Here is a 26,811-nt window from a genome sequence, read left to right as displayed (position 1 = left end):
GTCCCCGTCGTGGCGTCCCTGAAGGACCGCGCCGCTGCCGCCGTCGCCCGGCTGCGTGCGACGTACCCGTGGCTGGACCACGTCGTCCGGATGGTGCAGCACTACGGCGCCGTGAACGGCAACGCCCAGGCCGGCGCCGTGACGTTCTTCGGCTTCCTGTCGTTCTTCCCGATCCTGGCGCTCGGGTTCTTCGTGATCGGCCTGCTCGCCCAGCTCTACCCCGACCTCAAGGACCAGATGGTCGTCGAGATCAACAAGCTGGTGCCCGGGGTGATCGGCTCGGACCCGGGCCAGATCAAGCTGTCCACGATCGAGTCCTACTCGGGCACGATCGGGATCGTCGGCCTGGTCGTGGTGGTCTACGCCGGGCTCGGCTGGCTCTCGGGCATGCGGCAGGCCCTCGAGGTGATGTTCGTGGTGCCCCGCCAGGAGCAGCCGAACTTCCTGGTCGGCAAGCTGCGCGACCTCGGCACCCTGGTCCTGGTCGGCCTGACGCTGACCGTGTCCGTCGCCCTGTCCGCCGCGGTGACCGGGTTCACCGGGCTGATCCTGGGCTGGGTCGGCATCGACTCCGGATCGCTGGTGCCGACCGTTCTGGTCGGCGTCGTCGGGCACGCGCTGGCCCTCGCGGCCTCCACGGTCCTGCTGCTGACGATGTTCCGGCTGCTGGTCGCCGAGTCGCACGTCCCGCGCGGCGCGCTGCTGCGGGGCGCCCTGCTCGGTGCGGTGGGCTTCGAGGTGCTCAAGCTCGGCGCCAACCTGCTGCTCAAGCAGACCCAGGGCAACCCGGCCTTCCAGGTGTTCGGCGTCACGCTGATCCTGCTGGTCTGGATCAACTACTTCTCCCGGCTGGTGATGTACGCCGCGGCCTGGGCCTACACCGCGACGACCGCGCTGGAGCGGCGCACCACGGAGGCCATGCGGGCCCCAGGGGCGGCGCTCGCCCTCGAGGCGGCCGACACCCGCGCGCCCGCCCCGGCGGCCGTCACCGACCGGCCGTGGGCGATCGCCGTCGCCGCGGGCGCGGGAGCGCTGCTCGGCGCGGCCCTGATGCGCGTCCTACGAGGAGGAACCCGATGACCACCTACGACACCCTCGACGTCCCGGTCCCCGGCGGCCTGCTCCGGGTGGGCCGGTGGACGGCGAGCGACCCCGGGGCGCCGGTGGTGCTGGCCGCCCACGGCGTCACCGGCAACCACCGGTGCTGGCAGACGCTCGCCGCCCTCGACCGGTGCACCGTCGTCGCCCCCGACCTGCGCGGGCGCGGCCGCAGCGGGGGACTGGAGGGCCCGGCCGGCATGGACCGGCACGCCGATGACCTGCTCGCCGTCCTGGACCACCTCGAGCTGCCCGCCCCGCTGGTCCTCGGCCACTCGATGGGCGGATTCGTGGCGGCCGCGTTCGGCGCGCGGCACCCCGACCGGGGCTCCGGCGCCGTGCTCGTCGACGGCGGGCTGCCGCTCCCGGGCCCGCCGGAGGGCACCACCCCCGAGGAGGCCCTGAACGCCACGATCGGGCCCGCCGCCCGGCGCCTCACGATGACCTTCGGCTCCCTCGAGGAGTACCTCGACTTCTGGCGCCCGCACCCCGCGTTCGCCGGCGCCTGGACCCCCGAGGTGGAGGACTACCTCGCCTACGACCTCGACGGCGACCGGTCCAGCGTCTCGCTGGCCGCCGTCCGCGACGACTCCGCCGACCTGCTCGACGCCGACGGGGCCGCCGTACGCGTGGCCGCGCTCCCGGAGGGCACCGTGTTCCTGCGGGCGCCGGCCGGGATGCTGGGCGACCCGGGAGGGCTCTACCCGGCCGAGGCGGTCGCGGAGCACCTGCGCGCGCTGCCCGGGCTGGTGGCCCGCGACGTGCCCGGGACCAACCACTACACGATCGTGCTGGGGGAGGCCGGCGCCCGCGCGGTGGCCGACGCCCTGGACGAGGTCCGGTTGCCCGTGTCCGTCAGACTGGACCCGTGATCTTCCGACGCAAGCACGCCGTCCTGCTCCTGGCCGTCGCGGCCTGGAACGTCTTCACCTACGCGACCTTCACCAAGAACCTCGCCGCGGCGCACGCCGCCGGGGAGGACCGGCCGACCGGCTACTGGGTCGCGCACGTCGTGCTGATCGTGGTGAACCTGGTGATCGCCGGGGTCCTCGCCCGGGTCGGCGTCCAGGCGTGGCGGGCCACCGGCAGCCGGACGGCGGACCGGGTCGACGCGCCGTGACGTAGCGCCTCCCTCAGAGGATCCGGGACGCCGCCACGAGCAGCACCACGACCAGGACCGCGACCAGCAGCCCGGCGACCAGTGCGGTGCGGTTGCTCGGCACCGCGCGCGGCGCCGGCTCGAGGGCCGCGACGGCCGGGTCGGCGGTGGCGGCCAGCAGCTGCGCGACGGTCCTCGCCTCCCGCACCTCCGTCGTACGACGGGCCAGCTCGACGTCGTCGAAGACGCCGCGGGCGTGCTCCTGCTCGAGGTAGGCGACCGCCCTCTCGCGCTGCTCGTCCTCGAGCTGGTACTCCTCCATGCCGCCGATTCTCACACCGGACGGAGCCGCCGGACCCGGAAACGCGACGATCCCCGCTCCGAGGACGGAGCGGGGACCGGTGCGCCGGTGCCGAGGACGGCGTCAGCGGCGGAAGATCAGCGCGCGCTTCACTTCCTGGATCGCCTTGGTGACCTCGATGCCGCGCGGGCAGGCCTCGGTGCAGTTGAAGGTGGTGCGGCAGCGCCACACCCCCTCCTTGTCGTTGAGGATCTCCAGGCGCTGGTCGCCGCCCTCGTCCCGGCTGTCGAAGATGAACCGGTGCGCGCCCACGATCGCCTGCGGGCCGAAGTACTGCCCGTCGCTCCAGTAGACCGGGCACGACGTGGTGCACGCCGCGCACAGGATGCACTTGGTGGTGTCGTCGAAGCGCTCCCGGTCGGCCTGGGTCTGGATCCGCTCGCGGGTCGGCTCGTTGCCCGTGGTGACCAGGAACGGCATCACCGAGCGGTAGGCCGCGAAGAACGGCTCCATGTCGACGACGAGGTCCTTGAGGACCGGCAGGCCCTTGATCGGCTCCACGGTGATCGGCTGGCTGGGGTTGACGTCCTTGAGGAGCGTCTTGCAGGCCAGCCGGTTCTTGCCGTTGATCCGCATCGCGTCCGAGCCGCACACGCCGTGCGCGCACGAGCGGCGGAAGGTCAGCGAGCCGTCCAGGTCCCACTTGACCTTGTGCAGGGCGTCGAGCACGCGGTCGGTCGGCTCGGCCGTGACCTGGTAGCTCTCCCACCTGGACTCCTCGGAGACCTCCGGGTTGTAGCGGAGGATCTTGACCGTGACGGTCATGGTGGTGGTGCTCGGGGCCGGCCCGGTGGGGGTGTCGGTCGCGGTGTCGGTGCTCATCAGTACTTCCGCTCCATCGGCTTGTAGCGCGTCTCGATGACCGGCTTGTAGTCGAGCCGGATGCTGCCGTCCTCGTTGCGGTAGGCCATCGTGTGACGCATGAAGTTCACGTCGTCGCGGGTGGCGTAGTCCTCGCGGAAGTGACCGCCGCGCGACTCGTTGCGGGCCAGCGCCGAGGTGACCAGCACCTCGGCCAGGTCGAGCAGGAAGCCCAGCTCGATGGCCTCCAGCAGGTCGGTGTTGAACCGCTTGCCCTTGTCCTGGACCGACACGTTGGCGTAGCGCGCCTTGAGGCCCTCGAGGTCGGAGAGCGCCTGCTTCAGCGACCCCTCGGTGCGGTAGACCTGCGCGTTGATGTCCATCGTGGCCTGGAGCTCCTGGCGGATCGCCGCCACCCGCTCCGAGCCGCCCGCGTCGCGCATCTGCTCGATCATCTCCACGACCATGGCCTCCGGGTTCTCCGGGAGCTCGTCGTAGTCCGTGCCCAAGGCGTAGTCCGCGGCGTAGGTGCCCGCGCGACGGCCGAAGACGTTGATGTCCAGCAGCGAGTTGGTGCCCAGCCGGTTCGCGCCGTGCACCGACACGCAGGCCACCTCGCCGGCGGCGTACAGGCCGGGGATGACGGTGTGGTTGTCGGCCAGCGCCTCGCCCTTGATGTTGGTCGGGACGCCGCCCATCGCGTAGTGCGCGGTCGGGAACACCGGGATCATCTCGGTGTAGGGCTCCACGCCGAGGTAGGTCCGGGCGAACTCCGTGATGTCGGGGAGCTTCGCGTCGATCTGCTCGCGCGGCAGGTGCGTCAGGTCGAGGTAGACGTAGGCCTTGTCCGGCCCGGACCCGCGTCCCTCGCGCACCTCGTTGGCCATCGCCCGGGCGACCATGTCGCGCGGCGCGAGGTCCTTGATGGTGGGGGCGTAGCGCTCCATGAAGCGCTCGTTCTCGCTGTTGCGCAGGATCCCGCCCTCGCCGCGGGCCGCCTCCGAGAGCAGCACGCCGAGCCCGGCCAGGCCGGTCGGGTGGAACTGGAAGAACTCCATGTCCTCGAGCGGGAGGCCCTTGCGCCACACGATGCCCATGCCGTCACCGGTGAGCGTGTGCGCGTTGGACGTGGTGCGGAAGACCTTGCCGAAGCCGCCGGTCGCGAAGATGACCGACTTGGCGTTGAAGACGTGGATCTCGCCGGTGGCCAGCTCGTAGGCGACCACGCCGCTGACCCGGCCGTCGGTCATGCACATGTCCAGCACGTAGAACTCGTTGTAGAACTCCACGTCGTGCTTGATGCACTGCTGGTAGAGCGTCTGCAGGATCATGTGGCCGGTGCGGTCCGCGGCGAAGCACGAGCGACGTACGGCGGCCTCGCCGTGGTTGCGCGTGTGGCCGCCGAACCGGCGCTGGTCGATCTTGCCCTCGTCGGTGCGGTTGAAGGGCAGGCCCATCTTCTCCAGGTCGAGGACCGCGTCGATGGCCTCCTTGGCCATCACCTCCGCGGCGTCCTGGTCGACCAGGTAGTCACCGCCCTTGACGGTGTCGAAGGTGTGCCACTCCCAGTTGTCCTCCTCGACGTTGGCGAGGGCGGCGCACATGCCGCCCTGCGCAGCGCCGGTGTGGGACCGGGTCGGGTAGAGCTTGGTGAGGACCGCCGTACGCGTGCGCTTGCCCGACTCGAGGGCCGCACGCATGCCGGCGCCGCCGGCTCCGACGATCACGACGTCGTACTTGTGCTGCTGGACCATGGGTCAGTGCCTCACTTCATCGTGCAGACGTCGAGAGTGGACTTCGGGTCGATGCACGGGTCGAAGGTGAAGATCACCAGCGTGCCGAGCACGATGACCACGGCGGTCCCGAAGTAGAGCAGCGTCTTCAGCGCGAACCGGGAGTTCGGCTTGGCTGCGTAGTCGTTGATGATCGTGCGCAGGCCGTTGCAGCCGTGCAGCATCGCCAGCCAGAGCATCGCGAGGTCCCAGACCTGCCAGAACGGGTTCGCCCACTTGCCGGCGACGAACGCGAAGTCGATCTGGGTGATGCCCTCGCCGAGCATCAGGTTGACGAACAGGTGCCCGAAGACGAGCACGAGCAGCAGCAGGCCGGAGCCGCGCATGAACAGCCAGCTGTTCAGCTCGAAGTTGCCGCGCGAGGACCTCGAGCGCGGCGGGACGATCTGGGGAGCGGTCGTGGTCATGGGTCAGCCTCCGAACACGTGCGACAGGTGCCGGATCACGAACGGCACGAAGAGGACCACGAACAGCCCGGCGACGCCGTACGTCAGCTGGCGCTGGTAGCGCGGACCCTTCTCCCAGAAGTCGACCAGGATGATCCGCACGCCGTTGAGGCCGTGGAAGAGGACGGCGCCGACGAGCCCGACCTCCATCACCCCGACGATGGGGTTCTTGTAGGTCTCGACGGCCGTGTTGTAGACGTCCGGCGACACCCGCACCATGGCGGTGTCGACGACGTGGGCGAAGAGGAAGAAGAAGATCGAGACACCGGTGATCCGGTGCAGGACCCAACTCCACATGCCTTCACGGCCCCGATAAAGCGTTCCTGCCGGAGAGGTAGCCACTCCGATTCCTCCGAACTCGACATGCATAGCTGGTGAACGGGCAACCTCAGCACTCTATCCGCGGTCTGGACCGCGACGTACGGCGAGGCCTGTGAGATCAATTACCGCACGGCGCCCTTCGCGAAACGACGGCGGGCGGGCGCTACCGTGATCCTCCGTCTCGACCAGGGGGGATGCCCTCGTGCCACGCCGTCACCGCCCGACCGGTCTGCTCCTCGTCGCCGTGCTCGCGCTGCTGCTGTCCGGCTGCTCGTCCGGGAGCACCGACCGCCCGGCCGGAGCCGGTGCCACCCCCGCGACGTCCGCCTCGTCCCCGGCCACCGGCACCGCCCCGACCGTGTCGGCCGGGCCGCTGCTGAGCGCCCTCGACGTCTGCTCGCTGGCGACGCCCGCGCAGGTCCGCCGGGCCGCCGGGCAGGCCGGTGAGCCGACCAGCCGCCAGCTCACCACGCTCAAGGGGTACGGCGGCCTCGTCGACCAGTGCGGGTTCGGCGTCTCGTTCGACTCCTACACGTTCGTGGTCAGCGTCGGGCGCGCCCCGGCCACCCGTGCCGACCTGGCCCGGATGCCCGGCGAGCCGGTCGACGGGGTCGGGGACGCCGCGCGGGCCGCGGACCTGGCCCGGTTCACCACGGTGTCGTTCCTGCGCGGCAACACGCTGGCGCGGGTGCTCGCCGTGAAGCCCAGCGACGAGGCCTCGCGGCTCGAGGACGTCACCGCGGTGGCCGCGGCGGTCGCCCGCAGCGTCCCCACGGACCCGCCGGAGACCGACGACCAGACCAAGGGCGTCTGCTCCCGTCTGGACCAGCGGGCCGTCGACGGCGTGCTCGGCGCACCGGCCGGTGTCTCGCGGACCCTGGAGTACAAGGACCGCTCGGCGATGTGCACGTTCGCGACCGGGCCCCGGGACCCCCGCACGGTCACCGTCGGCGTCTACAGCAACACCCAGGCCGGGCCGTTCTTCCTCTCGCAGAAGAGGTACCTCGACAGCCGGCCGGTGCCCGGCATCGACGCCGGCACCGCGTTCACGATCCCCGGCACCGGCTACGTCGTCGCGAAGGACGGGCAGGCGGTCTCGGTCGTCGGGGACTTCCCGCCGGACACCCCGGCCCGCAAGCCGCTGCGGGTCACCCCCCGAGCTCACCGCGCTGCTCGCCAGCGCGGCGACGCTGATGCAGTAGCCGGAGCGCTCCTCAGACGAAGGTCGGGAAGGTCGGCGCCGGCAGCGGCCCGGTGTCGCGGTCCCGCGCGGCCTCGTAGCCCGCGGCGATCTCGACCAGGGTCGGCTCGCTGGCCGCCGTACCCCAGAAGGAGACGGCGACCGGCAGCCCGGCGGACAGCCCCGACGGCACGGTGAGCAGCGGGTAGCCCGCGATCGCGCTCGGCGTGGTGCAGGAGCCCGTGTGCGCCTCCGGGTTGACCAGGTCGATGGGGACCGCGGGTCCGTAGGACGGGGTGACCAGCGCGTCCAGGTCGTGGGCCCGGAGGACCGCGTCGATGCCGTCGTCGCGTCCGGCCCGCAGGCAGCGGGCCCGGGCCTCGGCGTACTCCCGGCTCCCGACGCCCGGCCCCTCCAGGGCCTGCTCGAACAGGGACTGGCCGAAGTGCTGCAGCTCGACGTCGGCGTGCGCGCGGTTCCAGGCGACCACGTCGGCGAGCGTGCGGGGGCCGTCGCCCGGCCGGCCGGCGAGGTAGCCCTCCAGGCCGCTGCGCAGCTCGGCCAGCATCACCAGCAGCTCGTCGTGCCCGTCGAACTCCTCCATGCTGGTGAGGTCGGTGCCGTCCACGATCGTCGCGCCCTGCCGGGCCAGCAGCTGCACCGCGCGCTCGGCCGGCCCGTCGGCGTGGCTGCTGTAGCCCCAGTACCTCGCCCGCGGGACGCCGATCCGCTTCCCGGCGAGCCGGCCGTCCACGGCGTACGACGCGTAGTCGGTGCCGTTGCCGGCGAGCACGCCGAGCAGCGCGGCCGCGTCCCGCACCGTCGACGCCATCGGGCCGGGGGAGTCCTGGGACCGGGAGATCGGCACCACCCCGTCGGTCGGCACGAGGCCCACCGTCGGCTTGATCCCGACGCAGCCGTTGAACGCGGCCGGGCAGGAGATCGAGCCGTCCGTCTCGGTGCCCACGGCGAGGGGCGTGATGCCGGCGGCCACCGCGGCGCCGCTGCCCGAGCTCGACCCGCCGGCGGACCGGTTCAGGGCGTACGGGTTGCGGGTCAGGCCGCCGTACCCGCTCCACCCGGACGCCGAGCCCTCGTCCCGGATGTTCGCCCACTCGCTGAGGTTGGCCTTGCCCAGGACGACCAGGCCGGCCTCGCGGAGCCGGGTCACCAGGGCCGCGTCGCGGGCCGGGTTCGGCTGCGCGGCCAGGGCCAGGGAGCCGGCCGTGGTGGGCAGGTCCGCGGTGTCGACGTTGTCCTTCACCAGCACCGGCCACCCGTGCAGGGGCCCGCGGGAGCGACCCTCGCGGGTCTCCGCGTCCCGCTCCCGCGCCCGGGTCCGCGCCGCCGGGTCGGGCGTGCACACCGCCGCGACCATCCCGTCCACCTCGTCGGCCCGGGCCAGCGCCCGCTCCACCCGCTCCACGGCGGTCTCCAGAGTCACCCGCCGATCCTCGCACCCCGCACCACACCACCCGGTGCACCGGGGGAGTGGGAATGTTCACGGTGCGCGGCGAGGACCGGTCGCCGTACTGTTCGGGCATGACTGCAGGCGAAGCTCCCACGGCCGGCCCGCCCGGCGCCGGCGACCAGAACCTCACCGAGTCCGGGCTCCCCTTCAAGACGCTGTACGGCCCCGAGACGCTCGAGGGCTTCGACCCGGAGACCCGCCTCGGCGAGCCGGGGCAGTACCCGTTCACCCGCGGCGTCTACCCGTCGATGTACACCGGCCGGCCCTGGACGATGCGGCAGTACGCCGGCTTCGGCACCGCCAAGGAGTCCAACCAGCGCTACAAGCAGCTCGTCGCGAACGGCACCGGCGGGCTGTCGGTCGCCTTCGACCTGCCCACCCAGATGGGCCACGACTCCGACGCCGCCATCGCGCACGGCGAGGTCGGCAAGGTCGGGGTGGCGATCGACTCGATCGAGGACATGCGGCTGCTGTTCGACGGCCTGCCGCTCGACGAGGTCTCGACCTCGATGACGATCAACGCCCCCGCCGCGCTGCTGCTGCTGATGTACCAGCTCGTCGCGGAGGAGAACGGCGTCCCCGGCGACAAGATCACCGGCACGATCCAGAACGACGTGCTCAAGGAGTACATCGCCCGCGGCACCTACATCTACCCGCCGGCGCAGTCGCTGCGGCTGATCACCGACATCTTCGCCTACTGCAAGTCGGAGGTGCCGAGGTGGAACAGCATCTCGATCTCCGGCTACCACATGGCCGAGGCCGGGGCGACGCCCGCGCAGGAGATCGCGTTCACGCTGGCTGACGGGATCGAGTACGTCCGCGCGGCGGTCAAGGCCGGGCTCGACGTCGACGACTTCGCCAAGCGGCTGTCCTTCTTCTTCGTGTCGCGTACGACGATCCTGGAGGAGGTCGCGAAGTTCCGGGCGGCCCGCCGGATCTGGGCCCAGGTGATGCGCGACGAGTTCGGGGCCCAGGACCCGAAGTCGCAGATGCTGCGGTTCCACACCCAGACCGCCGGCGTCCAGCTGACCGCCCAGCAGCCCGAGGTGAACCTGGTCCGGGTCGCGATCCAGGGCCTGGCCGCGGTGCTCGGCGGCACCCAGTCGCTGCACACGAACTCGTTCGACGAGGCGCTGGCGCTGCCCAGCGAGAAGTCGGCGCGCCTGGCGCTGCGCACCCAGCAGGTCATCGCCTACGAGACCGACGTGACCAAGACCGTCGACCCGTTCGCGGGGTCCTACGTCATGGAGGCGCTCACCGACGACGTCGAGGCCGAGGCCCGCAAGCTGATGGACCAGGTCGAGGAGATGGGCGGCGCGGTCGCCGCGATCGAGCGGGGCTTCCAGAAGAACGAGATCGAGAAGGCGGCCTACCAGATCGCCCGCGACATCGACACCGGCGAGCGGATCGTCGTGGGCGTCAACCGGTTCACCTCCGAGAAGGAGGAGCCGTTCGAGGGGCTGCGCGTCGACCCGGCCATCGAGGAGCAGCAGGCCGAGCGGCTCGCGAAGCTGCGCGCGGAGCGGGACCAGGGCGAGGTGGACCGCCAGCTGGCGGCGCTCGTGGAGGCCGCGCGCGGCGACGACAACGTGCTCTACCCGATGAAGGAGGCGCTCCGGGCGAAGGCGACGGTGGGGGAGGTCTGCAACGCGCTGCGCGACGTGTGGGGGGCCTACGTCCCGCCGGACGCGTTCTAGCAAAAAAGTCTCTCGGCGGACATCTGGCTCACAGCAGGATCTACCGCTCACAGGGTGCGAGGGGCTACGTTCCGACCACGACCCAGCGCCGACGGCGCTCGCGAGCCCTCTGGAGAGACGTGCCCACCTCGAGACAACGCCGAAGCCTTGCCCTGCTGGCCGCCGGTGCGGCCCTCACCCTCGGCGTGACGGGCGGGTTCGACGCCTCCGCCGCGCCGGCCTCGTCGGGGCGCAACCCGAACAGTGACACGGTCGCCCCGACGGGAGTGGACAGCAGCAGCGCCGTCGTCGGGCTCTCGCGCGCCCCGCTCGCCACCGATGCCCGGACCGCTCCCGCAAAGGGACGCAAGATCGACTTCGGCAGCACCGCCGTGAAGAGCGAGCGCGCGCTCCTGGTCGACCAGCGCAACACCTTCAAGCAGTGGCTGAAGAAGAACGCCCCGTCCGCCAAGGTCACCGGCGAGTACGACGTGGCCGTCAACGCGGTGGCCGTCCGGCTGAACGGCACGTCGCTGAGCACCCTGCGCTCCGGTCCGGGTGTCACCTCCGTCGGCTACCAGGGCTCCTACTCGCCGACGGCAGACGACCCCGACCTGTCCCTGATCGACGCGATGGCCGGCTGGGCCGCGGCCGGCAGCCCCGCCCTCGGTGTGCGGGACGGTGGCGCCGTCAACGCAGGGCACGGGATCAAGGTCGGCGTCGTCGACACCGGCATCGACGTGACCCACCCGTGCTTCGGACAGCAGGGCTTCCCGGCGACCACGCAGCTCGGCAACCGCGCGTACACCAACAACAAGGTGATCGTCGCCCGGGTGTTCGCGAACAAGGCGGCCGGCCTCGGGTACGACGCGAAGGCCGTCCAGGACCACGGCACCCACGTCGCCGGCACGATCGCCTGCGACGCGCGTACCCCCGCCAGCATCGACGGCGTCGACATCACCTACGACCCGAGCGGCGTCGCCCCCGGCGCGCTGCTCGGCAGCTACAACGTCTTCCCCGGCGACATCACCGACGCCCGCAGCGAGGACATCCTCAACGCCCTCCAGGCGGCGGCGGAGGACGGCATGGACGTCATCAACATGAGCCTGGGCGGCAACGCCCACGGCAACCAGGACCTGCTGACCGTCGCGGTCGACAACCTCGACCGCGCCGGCATCGTCGTCGCGGTCTCGGCCGGCAACGACGGCCCGGGCCACTACACGGTCGGGTCGCCCGGGTCGGCGGAGCGGGCGTTGACCGCCGGCGCCGCATCTGTGGGGCACTTCATCAGTGTCCCGGTCACGTCGGGAGCGTCCCGCTTCGAGACGGCTGCCGGTGACTTCACGACGCCGATGACCCCGCTGAGCGGCGTGCTGGTCGCCGCGAAGCCGACCGCGGCCGGAGACCTGGGACTCGGCTGCGCCACGGGGAGCTACCCGGCCTCGGTGGCAGGGAACATCGCCCTCGTGTCCCGCGGTGACTGCACCTTCGGCAACAAGGTGGCCGTCGCGGAGGCCCAGAAGGCCACCGCCGTCATCGTGGTGAACAACGTCGCGGGCGACCCGACGGCGATGGCAGCCGACGCGGCCTTCCCGACGAAGCTGCCGGCCGTGATGGCGGGCCTCGCCGACAAGGCGGCGCTCACCGGCATCGCCGCTGCGGGCGGCGCGACCACCATCGGGACGGACAGGAGCTACGTCCAGACCGCGAACAGCGACATCATGGCCGGCTTCTCCAGCCAGGGTCCGACCGACGTGGACTTCCGGGTCAAGCCCGACGTGGTGGCGCCCGGTGTCAACGTGCTGTCCTCGATCCCGAGCAGCTTCTGCGAGGCGGGGACGAACCCCGACGGCTGCTGGGCGTTCTTCTCCGGTACGTCGATGGCCAGCCCGCACCTCGCCGGCACGGCGGCCGTGGTCCTCCAGGCCCACCCGCTGTGGGACGCGTGGCAGGTCCGTTCGGCGATCACCAACACCGCCAAGCAGGGTGTGCTGGACAACTACAAGGTGCTGGGCAAGGAGGAGACCGACCCGGTGGTCATCGGCGCCGGGCTCGAGGACGTCGACGCGGCGGTCACCGCCGAGGTCGCGCTCTCCTCGGTCAGCACCTCGTTCGGTGCGGTGCCGTCCGGGAGCGGCAAGGCGCTGAGCCGGACCCTCACGCTGACCGGCCTCACCGGTGTCGCCCAGAAGCTGCCGTTGACGGTCAAGGGCGACGACGCGTTCAGCGCCTCACCGGCGTCGGTCGTCGTGCCCGCGACCGGGTCGGTGACCGTCACGGTCAGCTACAGCCCGGGCAGGGCGGTCGCCAAGGGTGACCACTCGGCGACGCTGGACCTGGGCGGGGTGGCGCACTCGGTGCTCTACGCGTTCGCCAAGTAACCACTGCGCACGAACCGTGGGGCGGGCCGCCGCGACGGTGGTCCGCCCCCATTCGTGCGCGTCCGCTCCGGTAACGTCTGCTCACATGCCCCCCTCCCCTCTCCGTCTCAGCATCGACGCCGTCGACGCCCTGGAGGAGGAGCTGGTGGCGCTCCGGCGCGACCTGCACGCCCACCCGGAGCTGGCCTGGCAGGAGACCCGCACCACGGCGCTGATCGCCGAACGGCTGGAGCGCGCCGGTCTGGACGTGCAGCTGCTGCCCAAGTCCGGGCTGCTCGCCGAGCTGGGCGCCGCGGACGGCCCGATGGTGGCGCTGCGTGCCGACCTCGACGGCCTCCCGGTCGACGACCGGGGCGGCGAGCCGTGGGTCAGCACCGCGGACGGCGTCGCGCACGCCTGCGGCCACGACGTGCACACCTCGGCCCTGGTCGGCGCCGGCATCGCGCTGGCCCGGGCCCACGAGCAGTCGCCGCTGGCCGGACGGGTCCGCCTGCTGTTCCAGCCCGCCGAGGAGGTCATGCCCGGCGGCGCGCTGGAGGTGATCGCCGCGGGCGCCCTCGAGGGCGTCGGCCACGTCTACGGGCTGCACTGCGACCCCACCATCGACGTCGGCCGGGTCGGGCTGCGGGTCGGTCCGCTGACCGGGGCCGCCGACGCGCTCACCGTCCGGCTGACCGGCCGCGGCGGGCACACCTCCCGCCCGCACCTCACCGAGGACCTGACCTACGCGCTCGGCAAGCTCGTCACCGAGCTGCCCGGCGCGCTGTCCCGCCGCCTCGACCCGCGGGCCGGCGCCAGCCTGGTGTGGGGCGTGGTCCGGGCCGGGTCGGCGAAGAACGTCATCCCGGCCTCCGGCGAGTGCGCCGGCACCCTGCGGATGCTGGACGCGGTCGCCTGGGCCGACGCCGAGGACCTGGTCCGCGGGCTGATCGGGCAGATCCTGGCGCCGTACGGCGTCGGGGCGGAGGTCACCTACGTCCGGGGCGTCCCGCCGGTCGTCAACGAGCCATTCTCGACCGCCCTGCTCGCGGGCGCCGTGCACGCGGTCCTCGGCGAGGACGGCGAGGTGTCCACCCCGCAGAGCCTCGGTGGCGAGGACTTCGCGTGGTACCTCGAGGACATCCCGGGCGCGATGGGCCGGCTGGGCACCCGCACGCCGGGCGGCCGCACCTACGACCTGCACCAGGGCGACCTGCACATCGACGAGCGGGCCATCGGGGTGGGCGCCAAGGTGCTCGCCGGCGCCGTGCTCACCACCTTCGACGCCTGACGGGGACCGGCCGGGCACTGCCCGTGACCCTCCGCGGCTCTTCCGAAACCCGCGCTTGCTACCGAACTGGTAACAACTTCGTGCGGCGTCCCGTGAGCGGGCTCCCGGACCGGTTCCGGGCATTAGGGTGTGGCCTGGTTTGCGCCTGACAGGTGGCGCACAAAACAAGGAGGCATCTTGCGTCGGCTGACCAAGATTGCAGCTGTCACCGCTGTCATGGCGCTCGCGGTGACCGGTTGTGCCAAGAAGGACACACAGACGAGCTCGGCCAGCGGCAGCTCCGACAAGGGCGGCCTCTGCGCGTCCGGCGGCAGCGGCCCGAAGATCGGCCTGGCCTACGACATCGGCGGGCGGGGCGACAAGTCGTTCAACGACCTGGCCGCGGCCGGCACCAAGAAGGCCAGCGAGGACCTCGACGCGACCTGCAAGGAGTCCGAGGCGGCTCCTGACGAGCCGGACTCCGCCAAGGAGGAGCGCCTGCGCACCCTCGCGGACGCGGGCTACGACCCGATCATCGCGGTCGGCTTCGTCTACACCCCGATGGTGACCACGGTCGCCAAGGAGTACCCGAAGCTGAAGTTCGCGATCGTGGACGGTGCGGCCGAGGGTGACAACGTCACCAACCTGGCCTTCTCCCCCGAGCAGGGCTCGTTCCTGGTCGGTGTCGCCGCCGGCCTGAAGACCAAGACGAACAAGGTCGGCTTCGTGGGTGGCGTCAAGGGTCCGATCATCGACCCGTTCGCCGCCGGCTACCAGGCGGGCGTCAAGGCCGTGAACCCGAAGGCCACCGTCGAGATGAAGTGGCTCTCCGACCAGGCCGACCAGAAGGCCTTCGCCAACCCGCCGGGTGGCAAGACAGCCGCGACGGCGCTCTACGACAACGGTGCTGACATCGTCTTCCACGCGTCCGGCCTGTCCGGCAACGGCGTCTTCGAGGCGGCCGCGGCCGAGGACAAGCTCGCCATCGGCGTGGACTCCGACCAGTACCTCACCGCCCCCAAGGACCAGCAGTCGCACATCCTGACCTCGGCGCTCAAGCGCGTCGACGTCGCGGTCTACGACTTCGCCAAGGCCTTCAAGGACGGCACCACCAAGGCCGGCTTCGACGTCTACGACCTCAAGCGCGACGGTGTCGGCTACGCCACCAGTGGCGGCCAGATCGACGACATCAAGGACCAGATCGACTCCTACAAGGAGAAGATCGTCTCCGGCGAGATCAAGGTTCCCAACACCCTCTGATCGACCCCCGTTCGCACGGGAGCATCACTGGGCCACGGGCTCGGAACAGGACGCGGTAGCGTTCCGTCCGAGCCCGTGGCGCGTCCAGCCGAACCTCACCATCCGGGAGTGTGTGCCATCTCTTCGTCAGGCAGTGGTTCTGTCACCACGACACCCAGCACCGACCGCGCCGGGAGCACCGAGAAGGTCGCCGTTCGGCTGCGCGGCATCGGGAAGCGGTTCCCCGGCGTCATCGCCAACCACGACATCGACATCGACGTCCGCGCCGCCACGGTGCACGCGATCGTGGGGGAGAACGGCGCCGGCAAGTCGACGCTGATGAAGATCCTGTACGGCGTCCAGAAGCCCGACGACGGCACGATCGAGGTCGACGGCACGCCGGTGACGATGAGCTCGCCGGCCGACGCCATCAAGCTCGGCATCGGCATGGTGTTCCAGCACTTCATGCTCGCGGACAACCTCACCGTGCTCGAGAACGTCGTGCTCGGCGCGGAGAAGCTCCACGGCATCGGCGACAAGGCCCGCTCGAAGGTCGAGGAGATCTCGCGGGTCTACGGCTTCGGGCTCGACCCCGACGAGCTCGTCGAGGGCCTCGGGGTCGGCGAGCGGCAGCGCGTGGAGATCCTCAAGGTGCTCTACCGCGGCGCCCAGGTGATCATCCTCGACGAGCCGACCGCCGTGCTGGTCCCGCAGGAGGTCGACGCGCTGTTCGCGAACCTCCGCGACCTGAAGAGGGAGGGGCACACCCTCATCTTCATCTCCCACAAGCTCGACGAGGTGCTCGCCGTCGCCGACGACATCACGGTCGTGCGTCGCGGCACCACCGTGGCCGCCGTACGCCCGGCCGACGTGACCTCGCGCAAGCTCGCCGAGCTGATGGTCGGCTCGGAGCTGCCCTCCCCGAACACCGAGGAGTCCACGGTCACCGACGAGGAGATGCTCGAGCTCGTCGACGTCACGCTCACCGACGCGGCCGGCCGCCGGCTGCTCACCGACGTGTCGCTGACGATCCACCGCGGCGAGGTGCTGGGCATCGCCGGCGTCGAGGGCAACGGCCAGACGGAGCTGACCGAGGTGGTGATCGGGATGCGCAAGCCGACCACCGGCCGGGTCGAGCTCGCCGACACCGACATCTCCGACTGGTCGACGAAGAAGCGCCGCGAGTGGATCGGCTACATCCCCGAGGACCGGCACCGGCACGGGCTGCTGCTGGACTCACCGCTGTGGGAGAACCGGATCCTCGGCCACCAGACCCGCGAGCCGTCGGTGAAGGGCGCCTGGATCGACCGCGCCGGCGCCCGCACGGACGCGCAGCGGATCGTCGACGCCTACGACGTGCGGACCCCGTCGATCGAGACCACCGCGCACGCGCTGTCCGGCGGCAACCAGCAGAAGTTCATCGTCGGCCGCGAGATGAGCGGCGACCCGGTCCTGCTGGTCGCCTCGCACCCGACCCGGGGCGTCGACGTCGGGGCCCAGGCCGCGATCTGGGACCACATCCGTGCGGCGCGCCGCCAGGGCCTGGCCGTGCTGCTGATCTCGGCCGACCTCGACGAGCTGATCGGCCTGTCCGACTCGATCAAGGTGATCCTGCGGGGTCGCTTCGTCGGTGACTTCGACCCGCGGGACGTGACCCCGCAGGAGCTCGGGTCGGCGATGACCGGTGCGGACGACGCCCGGTCCGGCCGCTCCGAGAGCAAGGAGGACCACTGATGCTCAGGCGCATCCTCGTCGGCGCGGCCGCGCCGGTGCTGGCCATCGTGATGGCGATGCTGATCACCGTCGTGATCCTGCTGCTCGCCGGCAACTCGGTGTCCGGCTTCATGAGCACGATCTTCTCGGTGCCGGCGCCCCGCAACGTCGTCAACATCATCAACAACTCCTCGGTGCTCTACCTCTCCGCGCTGGCCGCGGCGATCGGGTTCCGGATGAACCTGTTCAACATCGGTGTCGAGGGGCAGTACCGCGTCGCGGTCTTCGCGGCTGCCGCCTTCGCCGGCCAGGGCTGGCTGCCCGGCCCGCTCAACGTGCTCGTCGCGGTCCTGATCGCGATCGTCAGCGGCGCGGCCTGGGCCGCCATCGCCGGTCTCCTCAAGGTCACCCGCGGGGTGTCCGAGGTGATCTCGACGATCATGCTGAACGCCATCGCGGTGTCGCTGACGGCCTACCTGCTGCGCAAGTGGGGCGGCATCGTCGGCAACAGCATCCAGACCAAGCAGCTGCCCAAGGACTCCTGGGTGCCCGGCCTCCCGCTGGTCCCCGGCGCCCCCAACGAGGTGCTCGGCCTGGCCGTCATCGCGCTGCTCGCCGGGGTCGGGTACGCCGTGCTGCTGAACCGCTCCCGGTTCGGCTTCGAGCTCCGCGCGACCGGCGCCTCGGCGACCGCCGCGGTGGCCAGCGGGATCGACGTACGCCGGATGGTGGTGATCTCGATGGTCATCTCCGGAGGCATCGCCGCGCTCGTGGGCCTGCCGCTGCTGTTCGGTGACACGCACGCCTACGGCACCACGTTCCAGTCCGGCCTTGGGTTCGCCGGCATCGCGGTGGCCCTGCTCGGCCGCAACAACCCGGTCGGCATCGCGTTCGGCTCGCTGCTGTTCGCGTTCCTCGTCGAGCAGAGCAGCCTGCTGGAGATCAACGCGGGGGTCTCCAACGACATCGTCTCGATCACCCAGGGCGTGCTCGTGCTCAGCGTGGTGGTCGCCTACGAGATCGTCCGGCGCTACACCAAGGCCCAGGAGCAGCGCACCGTGGCCGAACAGCTCGCCCCGACCGCACCGAAGACGGAGGTCCCGGCATGACCGTCGCCAACGAGCCGCTCGCCCAGGGCCTCGCGGAGGTGTCCACCCCGCGCCGCAAGGTGCCGGTGTGGGCCTGGCTGGTGGTCGCCTTCGCGCTGGTCTCCTTCGCCCGGGTGCTCACCGGCAGCAACGAGCTCGACTCCGCGGGCACCCTGCGCGAGGCGATCTCCGCGTTCATCCCGATCGCGCTGGCCGGCCTGGCCGGCCTCTGGTCCGAACGCGCCGGCGTGGTCAACATCGGCCTCGAGGGCATGATGATCCTCGGCACGATCGGCGCGGGCTACTTCGGCACGTTCTACGGCCCCTGGCAGGGCGTCGTCGCCGCCATGGCGTTCGGTGCGATCGGCGGCGCGCTGCACGCGCTGGCCACGGTGATCTTCGGCGTCGACCACATCGTGTCCGGCGTCGCGATCAACATCATGGCCGTCGGCGTCGCGGCGTTCCTCGCGGACCTGTGGTTCTCCGGGCTGCAGGGCGGCGGCCCGACCCAGTCCCCGCCGGTCGACGGCCCCGCGTCCCTGGACCTGCCCGCCGTGGCGGACTGGGCCAAGACCGTCGAGGACAAGCACTGGTTCATGGTCTCGGACCTCGCCTCGGTGCTCGGTGCGCTGACCCGCAACCTGTCCTCGCTCACCGTGGTCGCGGTGCTGCTCATCGTGGCGACGTACTTCATCCTCTGGCGCACGGCCTTCGGCCTGCGGCTGCGCTCCTGCGGCGAGAGCCCGAGCGCCGCGGAGACCCTCGGCGTCAACGTCTACCGCTACAAGATCATCGCGGTGCTGGTCTCCGGCGCCATCGCGGGCCTGGCCGGCGGCTTCATCGTGCTGGTCGGCGCCGGGCTCTACCAGAACGGCATCACCAACGGCCGCGGCTACATCGGTCTCGCGGCGATGATCTTCGGCAACTGGCGACCCGGCGGCCTGATCCTCGGCGCGCTGCTGTTCGGCTACACCGACGCCCTGCAGCTGCGGGCCGGCGGCGGCGCCGTGCACGCGCTGCTGATCGTGATCGCGATCGTGCTGCTCGCCTACGGCATCTACCAGCTCCGCAGGGGCGCCCGCCGCGCCGGCATCGTCACCGTGGTCGCCGCCGGGCTGTTCGCGCTGTGGTTCTTCACCACCGACGAGGTGCCGGGCGACTTCACCCGGATGACGCCGTACGTCGCCACCCTGTTCGTGCTCGCGTTCTCGGCGCAACGGTTGCGGATGCCCGCCGCCGACGGGTTGAGGTACCGCCGCGGCGAGGCGGGCTGACGTGCCGGGGACGCCCGAGGAGGAGCCCTGGCCGCGGCTCGTCGAGGAGGCGACCGCGATCATGCGCCGCGGCTACGCGCCCTACTCCGACTACCAGGTCGGTGCGGCCGGGCTGGTCGACGACGGCCGCCTGGTGGTCGGCTGCAACGTCGAGAACGCGTCGTACGGTCTCGGGCTGTGCGCCGAGTGCGGGATGGTCTCCTCGATGCACGCCACCGGCGGTGGCCGGCTCACCCACGCGGTCTGCGTGAACAAGGACGGCGAGGTGATCATGCCGTGCGGGCGCTGTCGCCAGGTGCTGTTCGAGAACGGTGGGCCGGGGATGCTGCTGCTGTCGGTCTCGGGGGTGCGCCCGATGAGCGAGGTGCTCCCGGACGCGTTCGGTCCCGATGCGCTCGACGCGGTGTGACCTGACGGCTGCCGACGTGGTGGCCGACCCCTACCCGTTGTTCGCCGAGGAGCGCCGGCTCGGGGGCGTGGCGTGGCACGAGCCGTCCTCGACGTACCTCACCTTCGACCACGCTTGTGCGAGCGCGGTGTTGCGGGACCGCCGGCTCGGCCGGATCTGGACCGACCGCGAGCCGGCCGCCGCGCTCGAGCCGTTCAACCTGCTGCACCGCAACCAGATGATGGAGAACGAGCCGCCCGTCCACACCCGGCTGCGCCGGCTGGTCGTCGGGGCGTTCAACCGCGGCCACGTCGAGCGGCTCCGGCCCCGGGTGCGCGAGCTCGCCGGGCAGCTGCTCCGCGAGGTCGACCGGTCCGGGTTCGACGTGGTGGGGGAGTACGCCGAGCCGCTGCCCGTCCTGGTGATCGCCGAGCTGCTCGGCGTGCCCACCGGGCTGGTGCCGCAGCTGCGGGCGTGGTCGCAGGCCATCGTGCGGATGTACGAGGTGGCGCCGGGCCAGGACGTCGTCGACGCCGCCGTGACCGCCGCGGGGGGAGTTCGCGGACACGATCCGCGCGCTGGCCCGCGCCCGCGCCGCCGAGCCCCGCGGCGACCTGGTCTCCGACCTCGTCGCCGCCCAGGACGGCGAGGGCGGGCTCAGCGAGGACGAGGTGGTGGCGTCGGCCGTGCTGCTCCTCAACGCCGGCCACGAGGCCTCGGTCAACGTGTTCGGCAACGGCCTCGTCGCGATGCTCCGGTCCGGGACCCGGCCGGCCCCCGAGCAGGTGCCGACCTGCGTGGAGGAGATGCTGCGCTACGACTCGGCGCTCCAGCTGTTCGAGCGCACCGCGACCGAGCCGGTCCGGGTCGGTGACGTCACCGTCGAGCCCGGGCAGAGGATCGCGGCGCTGCTCGGTGCCGCCAACCGCGACCCGGCCGTCTTCGCCGACGCGGACACCTTCCGCCCCGACCGGGACCCCAACCCGCACCTGGCGTTCGGCGCCGGCGTGCACTTCTGCCTGGGTGCGCCGCTGGCCCGCATGGAGCTCGTCGAGTCGCTCGGCCTGCTGCTGCGCGAGCTCCCCGGCCTGGACCTGGCCGGCACTCCCGAGCCGCGGGGCACGTTCGTGCTGCGCGGCTTCACCTCCGTCCCCGTGGGCGTCTGACCCACCACACCTGAGGAGCACCATGTCCCGTCACGAGACGCACGACGCCGTCGAGGTGATCACCGCCAAGCGCGACCGCGGCGAGCTGAGCGACTCGCAGATCGACTGGGTCGTCGACGCCTACACCCGCGGCGCGGTCGCCGACGAGCAGATGTCGGCGCTGGCGATGGCGATCCTGCTCAACGGGATGAACCGGCGGGAGATCTCCCGGTGGACCGCGGCGATGATCGCCTCCGGCGAGCGGATGGACTTCTCCTCGCTGTCGCGGCCCACCGCCGACAAGCACTCGACCGGCGGCGTCGGCGACAAGATCACCCTGCCGCTCGCCCCGCTGGTGGCGGCCTGCGGGGTCGCGGTGCCGCAGCTCTCCGGCCGCGGACTTGGCCACACCGGCGGCACCCTCGACAAGCTCGAGGCGATCCCCGGCTGGCGGGCCGACCTGTCCAACGACGCGATGCTGAGCCAGCTCGAGGACGTCGGCGCGGTGATCTGCGCGGCCGGCACCGGCCTGGCGCCCGCGGACAAGAAGCTCTACGCGCTGCGCGACGTGACCGGCACCGTCGAGGCCATCCCGCTGATCGCGTCGTCGATCATGAGCAAGAAGATCGCCGAGGGCACCGGCGCGCTGGTCCTCGACGTCAAGGTCGGCAGCGGCGCGTTCATGAAGGACCTCGCGCAGGCCCGTGAGCTCGCCGAGACGATGGTGGCGCTCGGCACCGCCGCCGGGGTGACCACCGTCGCGCTGCTCACCGACATGTCCACGCCCCTGGGCCTGACCGCGGGCAACGGGCTCGAGGTCGCCGAGTCGGTCGAGGTGCTCGCCGGCGGGGGCCCCGCCGACGTCGTCGAGCTGACCCTCGCGCTGGCCGGGGAGATGCTCCGGGCCGCCGGCGTGCACGACGTCGACCCGGCCGAGCGGCTCCGCGACGGCTCCGCGATGGACGCCTGGCGACGGATGATCGCGGCCCAGGGCGGCGACCCGGACGCGGCGATGCCGACCGCGCGCGAGACCCACGTCGTCCGGGCCACCTCCTCGGGCGTGCTCACCACCCTCGACGCGATGGCCGTCGGGCTCGCCGCGTGGCGGCTGGGCGCCGGCCGGTCCCGCAAGGAGGACCCGGTGCAGGCCGCGGCCGGCGTCGAGATGCTCGCCAAGCCCGGTGACCCGGTCACCGAGGGGCAGGACCTCCTGCGGCTGCACACCGACGAGCCCGAGCGGTTCGAGCGCGCGCTGGCCGCCCTCGAGGACGGCGTCGTGGTCTCGCCCGCCGGGACGTCGTACGACGCGGTGCCGATCGTCCTCGACCGGGTCGCCCCCTAGCCCGCCCACCCGGCGCCTCTGGCGGCCTCTCGTCCGAGGACGGCCGCCAGACGCGCCGGGTGGGCGGGTGCCGCGCCGCCAGACGCGCCGGGTCAGGAGAGCAGCAGGACGACCGTCTCGGCGACGCAGGCCGGCTTGGACTCGCCCTCGATCTCGATCGTGTAGCGGGTCACCAGCTGCTTGCCCGCCGGTACGTCGCTGACGTCGACGATCTCGGCCTGCGCGCGGATCCGGGAGCCGACCTTGACGGGGTTCGGGAACCGCACCTTGTTGACGCCGTAGTTCAGCTTGGCGCCCGGCGTCTCGAGGCTGAACAGCTCGGGGGTGAACTGCGGGATCAGCGACAAGGTGAGGTAGCCGTGCGCGATGGTGCCCTTGAACGGGCCGTCCTTCGCCCTCTCGACGTCCACGTGGATCCACTGGTGGTCACCGGTCGCGTCCGCGAACGCGTCGACGCGCTCCTGGGTGACCTCGAACCACTCGGTGGTGCCGAGGTCCTGGCCCACCGCCCCGGACAGCTCGTCGAACGTCGTGAAGACCCGCATGCTCGCCCCTACTCCTTGATGGTCGGTCGGCCTGGTTGGATGTGCCCCATGGCCGAGAGCACCGAACGTACCCCGTCCCGCGAGCTGCTCGCCCGGGCGCCCAAGGTCCTGCTCCACGACCACCTCGACGGTGGGCTGCGTCCGCAGACGATCATCGACCTGGCGCCCGGCGCCGGGCACGAGCTGCCGGTCCAGGACGCCGAGAGCCTGGGGAAGTGGTTCCGCGACTCCGCGGACTCCGGCTCCCTCGAGCGCTACCTCGAGACGTTCGACCACACCGTCGCGGTGATGCAGACCCGGGACAACCTGCGCCGGGTGGCCCGCGAGGCCGTCCTCGACCTCGCCGCCGACGGCGTGGTGTACGCCGAGATCCGCTACGCCCCCGAGCAGCACCTGGCCGAGGGGCTCACCCTGGAGCAGGTCGTCGAGGCGGTGCGCGACGGGTTCGTCGAGGGGCAGGACGAGGCGCAGCGCGACGGGCAGCCGATCGTCGTACGCCAGCTGCTGACCGCGATGCGGCACCAGGCCCGCAGCCGGGAGATCGCCGAGCTCACCACCGCCTACCGGGACCAGGGCGTCGTGGGCTTCGACATCGCCGGCGCCGAGGCGGGCTACCCGCCCACCCGGCACCTCGACGCCTTCGAGTACCTCCAGCGCGAGAACGCGCACTTCACGATCCACGCCGGCGAGGCGTTCGGGCTGCCGTCGATCTGGCAGGCGATCCAGTGGTGCGGCGCCGACCGGCTCGGCCACGGCGTCCGGATCATCGACGACGTGGACACCGGCCCCGACGGAGCGCCGGTCCTGGGCCGGCTCGCGTCCTACGTGCGGGACAAGCGCATCCCGCTGGAGATGTGCCCGTCCTCCAACATCCAGACCGGCGCCGCCTCCTCGATCGCCGAGCACCCGATCGGGACGCTCACCGAGCTGCGGTTCCGGGTGACCGTCAACACCGACAACCGGCTGATGAGCGGCACCTCGATGACCGAGGAGATGGCCAAGCTGGTCGACGCGTTCGGCTACGGCATGGACGACGTGCGCTGGTTCACGATCAACGCGATGAAGTCCGCCTTCCTGCCGTTCGACGAGCGGCTCGCGATCATCGACGAGCAGATCAAGCCGGCGTACGCCGTGCTGGGCGTGATGAGCTGAGCGGTCAGCCGGCGATCTTGTCGAGCTCGGCGACGTCGTCGTCGGACAGGATGATCTCGCCGGCCGCGAGGTTCTCCTCGAGGTGCGCGACGCTCGACGTGCCCGGGATCAGCAGCACGTTCTCCCGGTGGGCCAGCAGCCAGGCGAGGCCGACCTGCGCCGGGGACGCGCCGAGCCGCCCGGCGATGCCGCGCACGACGTCGTTCTCGGTGACCTTCGGCATCCCCGGGAACGCGGAGCCGAGCGGGAAGTAGGGGACGTAGGCGACGTCCGCGTCGCGACAGGCGTCGAGCACCGCCGCGTCGCTGCGGTCCAGCAGGCTGAAGGCGTTCTGCACGCAGACGATCCCGGCGCTCGCGATGGCCAGCTCGACCTGCGCGAGGGTCACCGTGGAGACGCCGATGCCGGCGATCTTGCCCTCCTCGCGCAGCGCCACCATCTCGGCGAGCTGGTCCTCGAACGGCACGGGCTGCATGCCCTCGGGGAGGTGGTCGTCCGGCATCCGGCGCAGGTTGACCGCCCCGAGCCGCTCCACGCCGAGCGAGCGGAGGTTGTCCTCGACGCCGGCGCGCAGGTCGGCGGGCTCCTGGGCCGGGACCCAGCCGCCCTGGTCGTCGCGGACGGCACCGACCTTGGAGACCAGCACGAGGTCCTCGGGGTAGGGGTGCAGGGCCTCGCGGATCAGCGCGTTGGAGACGTCGGGGCCGTAGTACTGCGCGGTGTCGATGTGGTTGACGCCGAGCTCGACGGCACGGCGGAGCACGGCGATCGCGGCGTCGTGGTCGCGGGGCGGCCCGAAGACACCGGGGCCGGGGAGCTGCATGGCGCCGAAGCCGACGCGCTGCACGGTGGACGTACCGAGAAGAAAGGTGGACATGTCCTCGAACCTATCCAACGGTGGGAAGGCCGACCGGGCGGACGAACGCCCGCGGGGCTCGGGGTGCGAGCTCCGCGGGCGTCCGTGGGTCACGGGCCGGGCAGGTCGAGCGGGTCAGCCGCAGATGTGCCCGACCCGGCAGCGCCGGACGACCTCGAAGCTCCGGACCGCGGTGCGGCCGGCGAACCGCCCGGTCACCTGCACGGTCTTGGTGCCCCAGGACGCGGCGACGCCGAACGTCGTCGCGTAGGTGCCGCGGGCGTCGGCGTGCGCGCCCTGCGGCGACACGCGCCGGCCCTGGTAGCGGACGGTGACCTTCTCGCCCCCGGCGAGGCCGGTGACCCTCACCGACTGGTGCGCGGAGGCGCGGACCCTCTTCGCCAGGGCGAGGCCGAGGTGCTTGGCCCGGACCACCCGCACGGTGTCGCGGCCGGTGCGGTCGGACTCCGCCCCGGTGACGGTGACGCGGGCGCGGCCCTCGTCGGTGCTCCTCGGGATCGTCACCGTGCGGACCACGTGACCCGACGAGTTGGCGGTCCCGGTGGCGACCCGGGTGCCGGCCACGCGGACGGTGTAGGGCTCGGCGGGGTCCAGCCTCGACGCGGTGACGATCAGGTCCGTGCCGCGCAGCCGCAGGCCGTCGCCGGCGGAGACGGCGAGCGCCTTGGCCTGGCGGGTGACGTGCAAGGTGATCTGGGCGGTGGTGGTGCCGTTGGCGTTGGTCGCCCGCAGGACGTAGGTGGTGGCGCCGAGCGCGTTCTGCCGGATGGTCGCGGTGCCGGACGTGGCCTGGGCGCCGTACCAGCCGCCGGCCGCGGTGAGGTAGCCGGTGGCCTCGTGGGAGGTCCAGGTCAGCCGGGTCGAGCTGCCGCGCCGGATCGAGGCGTCGGCCACGGTCAGGTCGAGGGTCGGCGCGAGGTTCGTCGCCACGTCAGCGGTGGGTGCGGACGTGCTGGCGGACGAGACGTACCGGGCCCGGTGCGCGGTCACCGTGACGGTGATCGCGGTGTGCTTCTGCGCCGGGGCCGGCACGTACGTCGCCTGGTCGGCGCCGGGGATCGCGGTGCCGTCGGCGAACCAGCGGTAGGTGTAGGAGTCAGGCGTCGGTGACACGGTGCCGGGTGAGGCGGTCAGCGGCACGCCGACCCGCGGCGTACCGGAGATCGATGCGGTGGGCGCGGTGTCGAAGGTGCCGGCGCGCCCGCCAACGAGCGCCAGGGTGTGCCCGGAGCCGGCGGAGACCTGGGTGACGCCGGTCAGGCCGGCGGGAACGGCGCTCTCGCCGTAGGTGTTGCTCCCCCAGGACGCCACCGTGCCGTCGGAGAGCAGCGCGGTGTTGTGCCCCATGCCGGCGTCGATGGCGGTCACCGTCTTGCCGTTGAGGCTGCCCGGAACCACACTTGCCGGACCGGTCCCCCAGGCCACGACCCGGCCGTCGGACGTGAGGGCCATCGCGCTCTGGTTGCCGAGCGCGATGTCGACGAAGCGGGTGCCGGCGGGGCTGGTCGGCACGGCGGTGAGCCCAGTCTGGGGGTAGCCCCAGAAGACGATCGTGCCGTCGGAGGTGAGTGCCATGCTGGTCTGGTCGCTGGCCGCGATCGCGGTCACCGTCTTGGCATTCAGCACGGGGGGGACGTTGGTGGCGCCAAAGCCGTTGTGCCCCCAGGCGGTGACCTTGCCGTCCTGATCCAGGGCGAGCTCGTGGTACACGCCGGCGGCGATCTTGGTCACGGTCTTGGTGGCCAGGCTGGCCGGCACGACGGTCGAACCGTTGTAGTTCGTTCCCCAGGCGGTGACCTTGCCGTCGCCGTCGAGCGCGAGGTCGGTCATGTAGCCCGCGGAGATGGCGGTCACGTGGTCCAGGCCGGCCGGCACCCTGGTCACCGGGTCGCCCGATCCCCAGGCGGTGACCTTGCCGTCGGCGGTGAGCGCCATCGAGTTGTTGATGGCGTCGGAGACGGCGACCACCTCCTGGCCGCCCAGGCTGGCCGGCACGGCGTTCTGCCCCGCGTCGTTGCTGCCCCAGGCGGTGACGGTGCCGAGGGTCGGCGGGACGGCGGAGGCGGGCGGGGCGAGGGCGGTCAGACCGCCGAGGGAGACGAGGGTGACGGTCGTCGAGGCGACGACACGACCCAGTCGGTGGGTGCGGGGCACGAGGAGTCCTGACGTCGA

24 protein-coding genes are annotated in these 26,811 nt (G+C 71.9%); 15 read left to right on the top strand and 9 right to left on the bottom strand.

Annotation, left to right across the window (positions count from 1 at the left end; all coding sequences use genetic code 11):
* The first annotated feature begins 9 nt into the window (after positions 1–9).
* Genes KRR39_RS15060 through KRR39_RS15050 form a run of 3 tightly spaced genes read left to right on the top strand, consistent with a single transcriptional unit; the run spans position 10 to position 2,218 of the window.
* Positions 10–1,080, top strand: coding sequence for a YihY/virulence factor BrkB family protein (locus KRR39_RS15060; protein ID WP_216938112.1), 1,071 nt, complete (start codon positions 10–12; stop codon positions 1,078–1,080).
* Positions 1,077–1,970: an alpha/beta fold hydrolase gene (locus KRR39_RS15055; protein WP_216938110.1), complete on the top strand. Its 894-nt coding sequence runs from the start codon at positions 1,077–1,079 to the stop codon at positions 1,968–1,970. The genes KRR39_RS15060 and KRR39_RS15055 overlap by 4 nt, the downstream gene beginning before the upstream one ends.
* On the top strand, positions 1,967–2,218 hold the full coding sequence (locus tag KRR39_RS15050; RefSeq protein WP_216938108.1) for an SCO4848 family membrane protein: 252 nt from the start codon (positions 1,967–1,969) through the stop codon (positions 2,216–2,218). Before KRR39_RS15055 ends, KRR39_RS15050 begins: the two co-directional genes overlap by 4 nt.
* Before the next feature lie 13 nt (positions 2,219–2,231).
* On the opposite strand, the gene KRR39_RS15045 is transcribed toward KRR39_RS15050, so the two are convergent.
* From KRR39_RS15045 to KRR39_RS15020, 6 genes are all read right to left on the bottom strand, one after another.
* The gene (locus tag KRR39_RS15045; RefSeq protein WP_216938107.1) at positions 2,232–2,519 is read right to left on the bottom strand and encodes a DUF1707 domain-containing protein; all 288 of its coding nucleotides are present in this window, start codon (positions 2,517–2,519) and stop codon (positions 2,232–2,234) included.
* A 102-nt stretch (positions 2,520–2,621) separates the two neighbouring features.
* Positions 2,622–3,380, bottom strand: a complete 759-nt coding sequence (locus KRR39_RS15040) for a succinate dehydrogenase iron-sulfur subunit (protein WP_254185171.1) — start codon at positions 3,378–3,380, stop codon at positions 2,622–2,624.
* A complete protein-coding gene (gene sdhA, locus KRR39_RS15035; RefSeq protein ID WP_216938105.1) occupies positions 3,380–5,113 on the bottom strand; it encodes a succinate dehydrogenase flavoprotein subunit in 1,734 nt (577 codons plus the stop codon). The genes KRR39_RS15040 and sdhA overlap by 1 nt, the downstream gene beginning before the upstream one ends.
* Before the next feature lie 11 nt (positions 5,114–5,124).
* Complete coding sequence (locus tag KRR39_RS15030) at positions 5,125–5,559, bottom strand: succinate dehydrogenase hydrophobic membrane anchor subunit (RefSeq protein WP_216938103.1); 435 nt, start codon at positions 5,557–5,559, stop codon at positions 5,125–5,127.
* 3 nt (positions 5,560–5,562) lie between these two features.
* The gene (sdhC, locus tag KRR39_RS15025) at positions 5,563–5,967 is read right to left on the bottom strand and encodes a succinate dehydrogenase, cytochrome b556 subunit (RefSeq protein WP_302053504.1); all 405 of its coding nucleotides are present in this window, start codon (positions 5,965–5,967) and stop codon (positions 5,563–5,565) included.
* 1,166 nt (positions 5,968–7,133) lie between these two features.
* Entirely contained in the window at positions 7,134–8,543 is a 1,410-nt protein-coding gene (locus KRR39_RS15020; protein WP_254185169.1) for an amidase family protein, read from the bottom strand.
* A 98-nt stretch (positions 8,544–8,641) separates the two neighbouring features.
* Here KRR39_RS15020 and KRR39_RS15015 point away from each other — a divergent pair, with 98 nt between their 5' ends.
* The 11 genes from KRR39_RS15015 to KRR39_RS14965 all read left to right on the top strand — a co-directional run bounded on the left by KRR39_RS15015 (position 8,642) and on the right by KRR39_RS14965 (position 22,065).
* Complete coding sequence (locus tag KRR39_RS15015; RefSeq protein ID WP_216938099.1) at positions 8,642–10,267, top strand: acyl-CoA mutase large subunit family protein; 1,626 nt, start codon at positions 8,642–8,644, stop codon at positions 10,265–10,267.
* A 119-nt stretch (positions 10,268–10,386) separates the two neighbouring features.
* On the top strand, positions 10,387–12,627 hold the full coding sequence (locus KRR39_RS15010) for a S8 family serine peptidase (RefSeq protein WP_216938098.1): 2,241 nt from the start codon (positions 10,387–10,389) through the stop codon (positions 12,625–12,627).
* A gap of 85 nt (positions 12,628–12,712) precedes the next feature.
* Complete coding sequence (locus KRR39_RS15005; protein ID WP_216938096.1) at positions 12,713–13,897, top strand: amidohydrolase; 1,185 nt, start codon at positions 12,713–12,715, stop codon at positions 13,895–13,897.
* A 177-nt stretch (positions 13,898–14,074) separates the two neighbouring features.
* Complete coding sequence (locus tag KRR39_RS15000; RefSeq protein WP_216938094.1) at positions 14,075–15,136, top strand: BMP family lipoprotein; 1,062 nt, start codon at positions 14,075–14,077, stop codon at positions 15,134–15,136.
* A gap of 108 nt (positions 15,137–15,244) precedes the next feature.
* Positions 15,245–16,849, top strand: a complete 1,605-nt coding sequence (locus KRR39_RS14995) for an ABC transporter ATP-binding protein (protein WP_254185168.1) — start codon at positions 15,245–15,247, stop codon at positions 16,847–16,849.
* Positions 16,849–17,937, top strand: coding sequence for an ABC transporter permease (locus KRR39_RS14990; RefSeq protein WP_216938092.1), 1,089 nt, complete (start codon positions 16,849–16,851; stop codon positions 17,935–17,937). Before KRR39_RS14995 ends, KRR39_RS14990 begins: the two co-directional genes overlap by 1 nt.
* Complete coding sequence (locus tag KRR39_RS14985) at positions 17,934–19,190, top strand: ABC transporter permease (protein ID WP_216938090.1); 1,257 nt, start codon at positions 17,934–17,936, stop codon at positions 19,188–19,190. The genes KRR39_RS14990 and KRR39_RS14985 overlap by 4 nt, the downstream gene beginning before the upstream one ends.
* 1 nt (position 19,191) lies before the next feature.
* A complete protein-coding gene (locus KRR39_RS14980; protein ID WP_302053503.1) occupies positions 19,192–19,599 on the top strand; it encodes a cytidine deaminase in 408 nt (135 codons plus the stop codon).
* A 16-nt stretch (positions 19,600–19,615) separates the two neighbouring features.
* A complete protein-coding gene (locus KRR39_RS14975) occupies positions 19,616–20,452 on the top strand; it encodes a cytochrome P450 family protein (protein ID WP_216938088.1) in 837 nt (278 codons plus the stop codon).
* A complete protein-coding gene (locus tag KRR39_RS14970) occupies positions 20,385–20,744 on the top strand; it encodes a cytochrome P450 (protein ID WP_216938086.1) in 360 nt (119 codons plus the stop codon). Before KRR39_RS14975 ends, KRR39_RS14970 begins: the two co-directional genes overlap by 68 nt.
* A 22-nt stretch (positions 20,745–20,766) precedes the next feature.
* Positions 20,767–22,065, top strand: a complete 1,299-nt coding sequence (locus KRR39_RS14965; RefSeq protein WP_216938084.1) for a thymidine phosphorylase — start codon at positions 20,767–20,769, stop codon at positions 22,063–22,065.
* Between the two features lie 92 nt (positions 22,066–22,157).
* On the opposite strand, the gene KRR39_RS14960 is transcribed toward KRR39_RS14965, so the two are convergent.
* Positions 22,158–22,610 (bottom strand): MaoC family dehydratase, encoded by a 453-nt coding sequence (locus KRR39_RS14960; protein WP_216938077.1) that lies wholly within the window; start codon positions 22,608–22,610, stop codon positions 22,158–22,160.
* Positions 22,611–22,658: 48 nt separating this feature from the next.
* On the opposite strand from KRR39_RS14960, the gene KRR39_RS14955 reads away from it, so the two are divergent.
* Positions 22,659–23,762 carry an adenosine deaminase gene (locus tag KRR39_RS14955; protein WP_216938075.1) on the top strand — a complete coding sequence of 368 codons (1,104 nt, stop codon included), beginning with the start codon at positions 22,659–22,661 and terminating at the stop codon, positions 23,760–23,762.
* Positions 23,763–23,766: 4 nt separating this feature from the next.
* Here the strand turns inward: KRR39_RS14955 and KRR39_RS14950 are convergent, their stop codons facing one another.
* Entirely contained in the window at positions 23,767–24,639 is an 873-nt protein-coding gene (locus tag KRR39_RS14950) for an oxidoreductase (RefSeq protein WP_216938073.1), read from the bottom strand.
* A 114-nt stretch (positions 24,640–24,753) separates the two neighbouring features.
* Entirely contained in the window at positions 24,754–26,793 is a 2,040-nt protein-coding gene (locus tag KRR39_RS14945) for an RCC1-like domain-containing protein (protein ID WP_216938071.1), read from the bottom strand.
* Between the last annotated feature and the right edge of the window lie 18 nt (positions 26,794–26,811).

This window comes from Nocardioides panacis (genome assembly GCF_019039255.1).
GTDB classification, from domain to species: Bacteria; Actinomycetota; Actinomycetes; order Propionibacteriales; family Nocardioidaceae; genus Nocardioides_B; species Nocardioides_B panacis.
The sequence above is the reverse complement of the archived record's forward strand: the minus strand, read 5'-3'. Positions and strand labels throughout refer to the sequence as shown.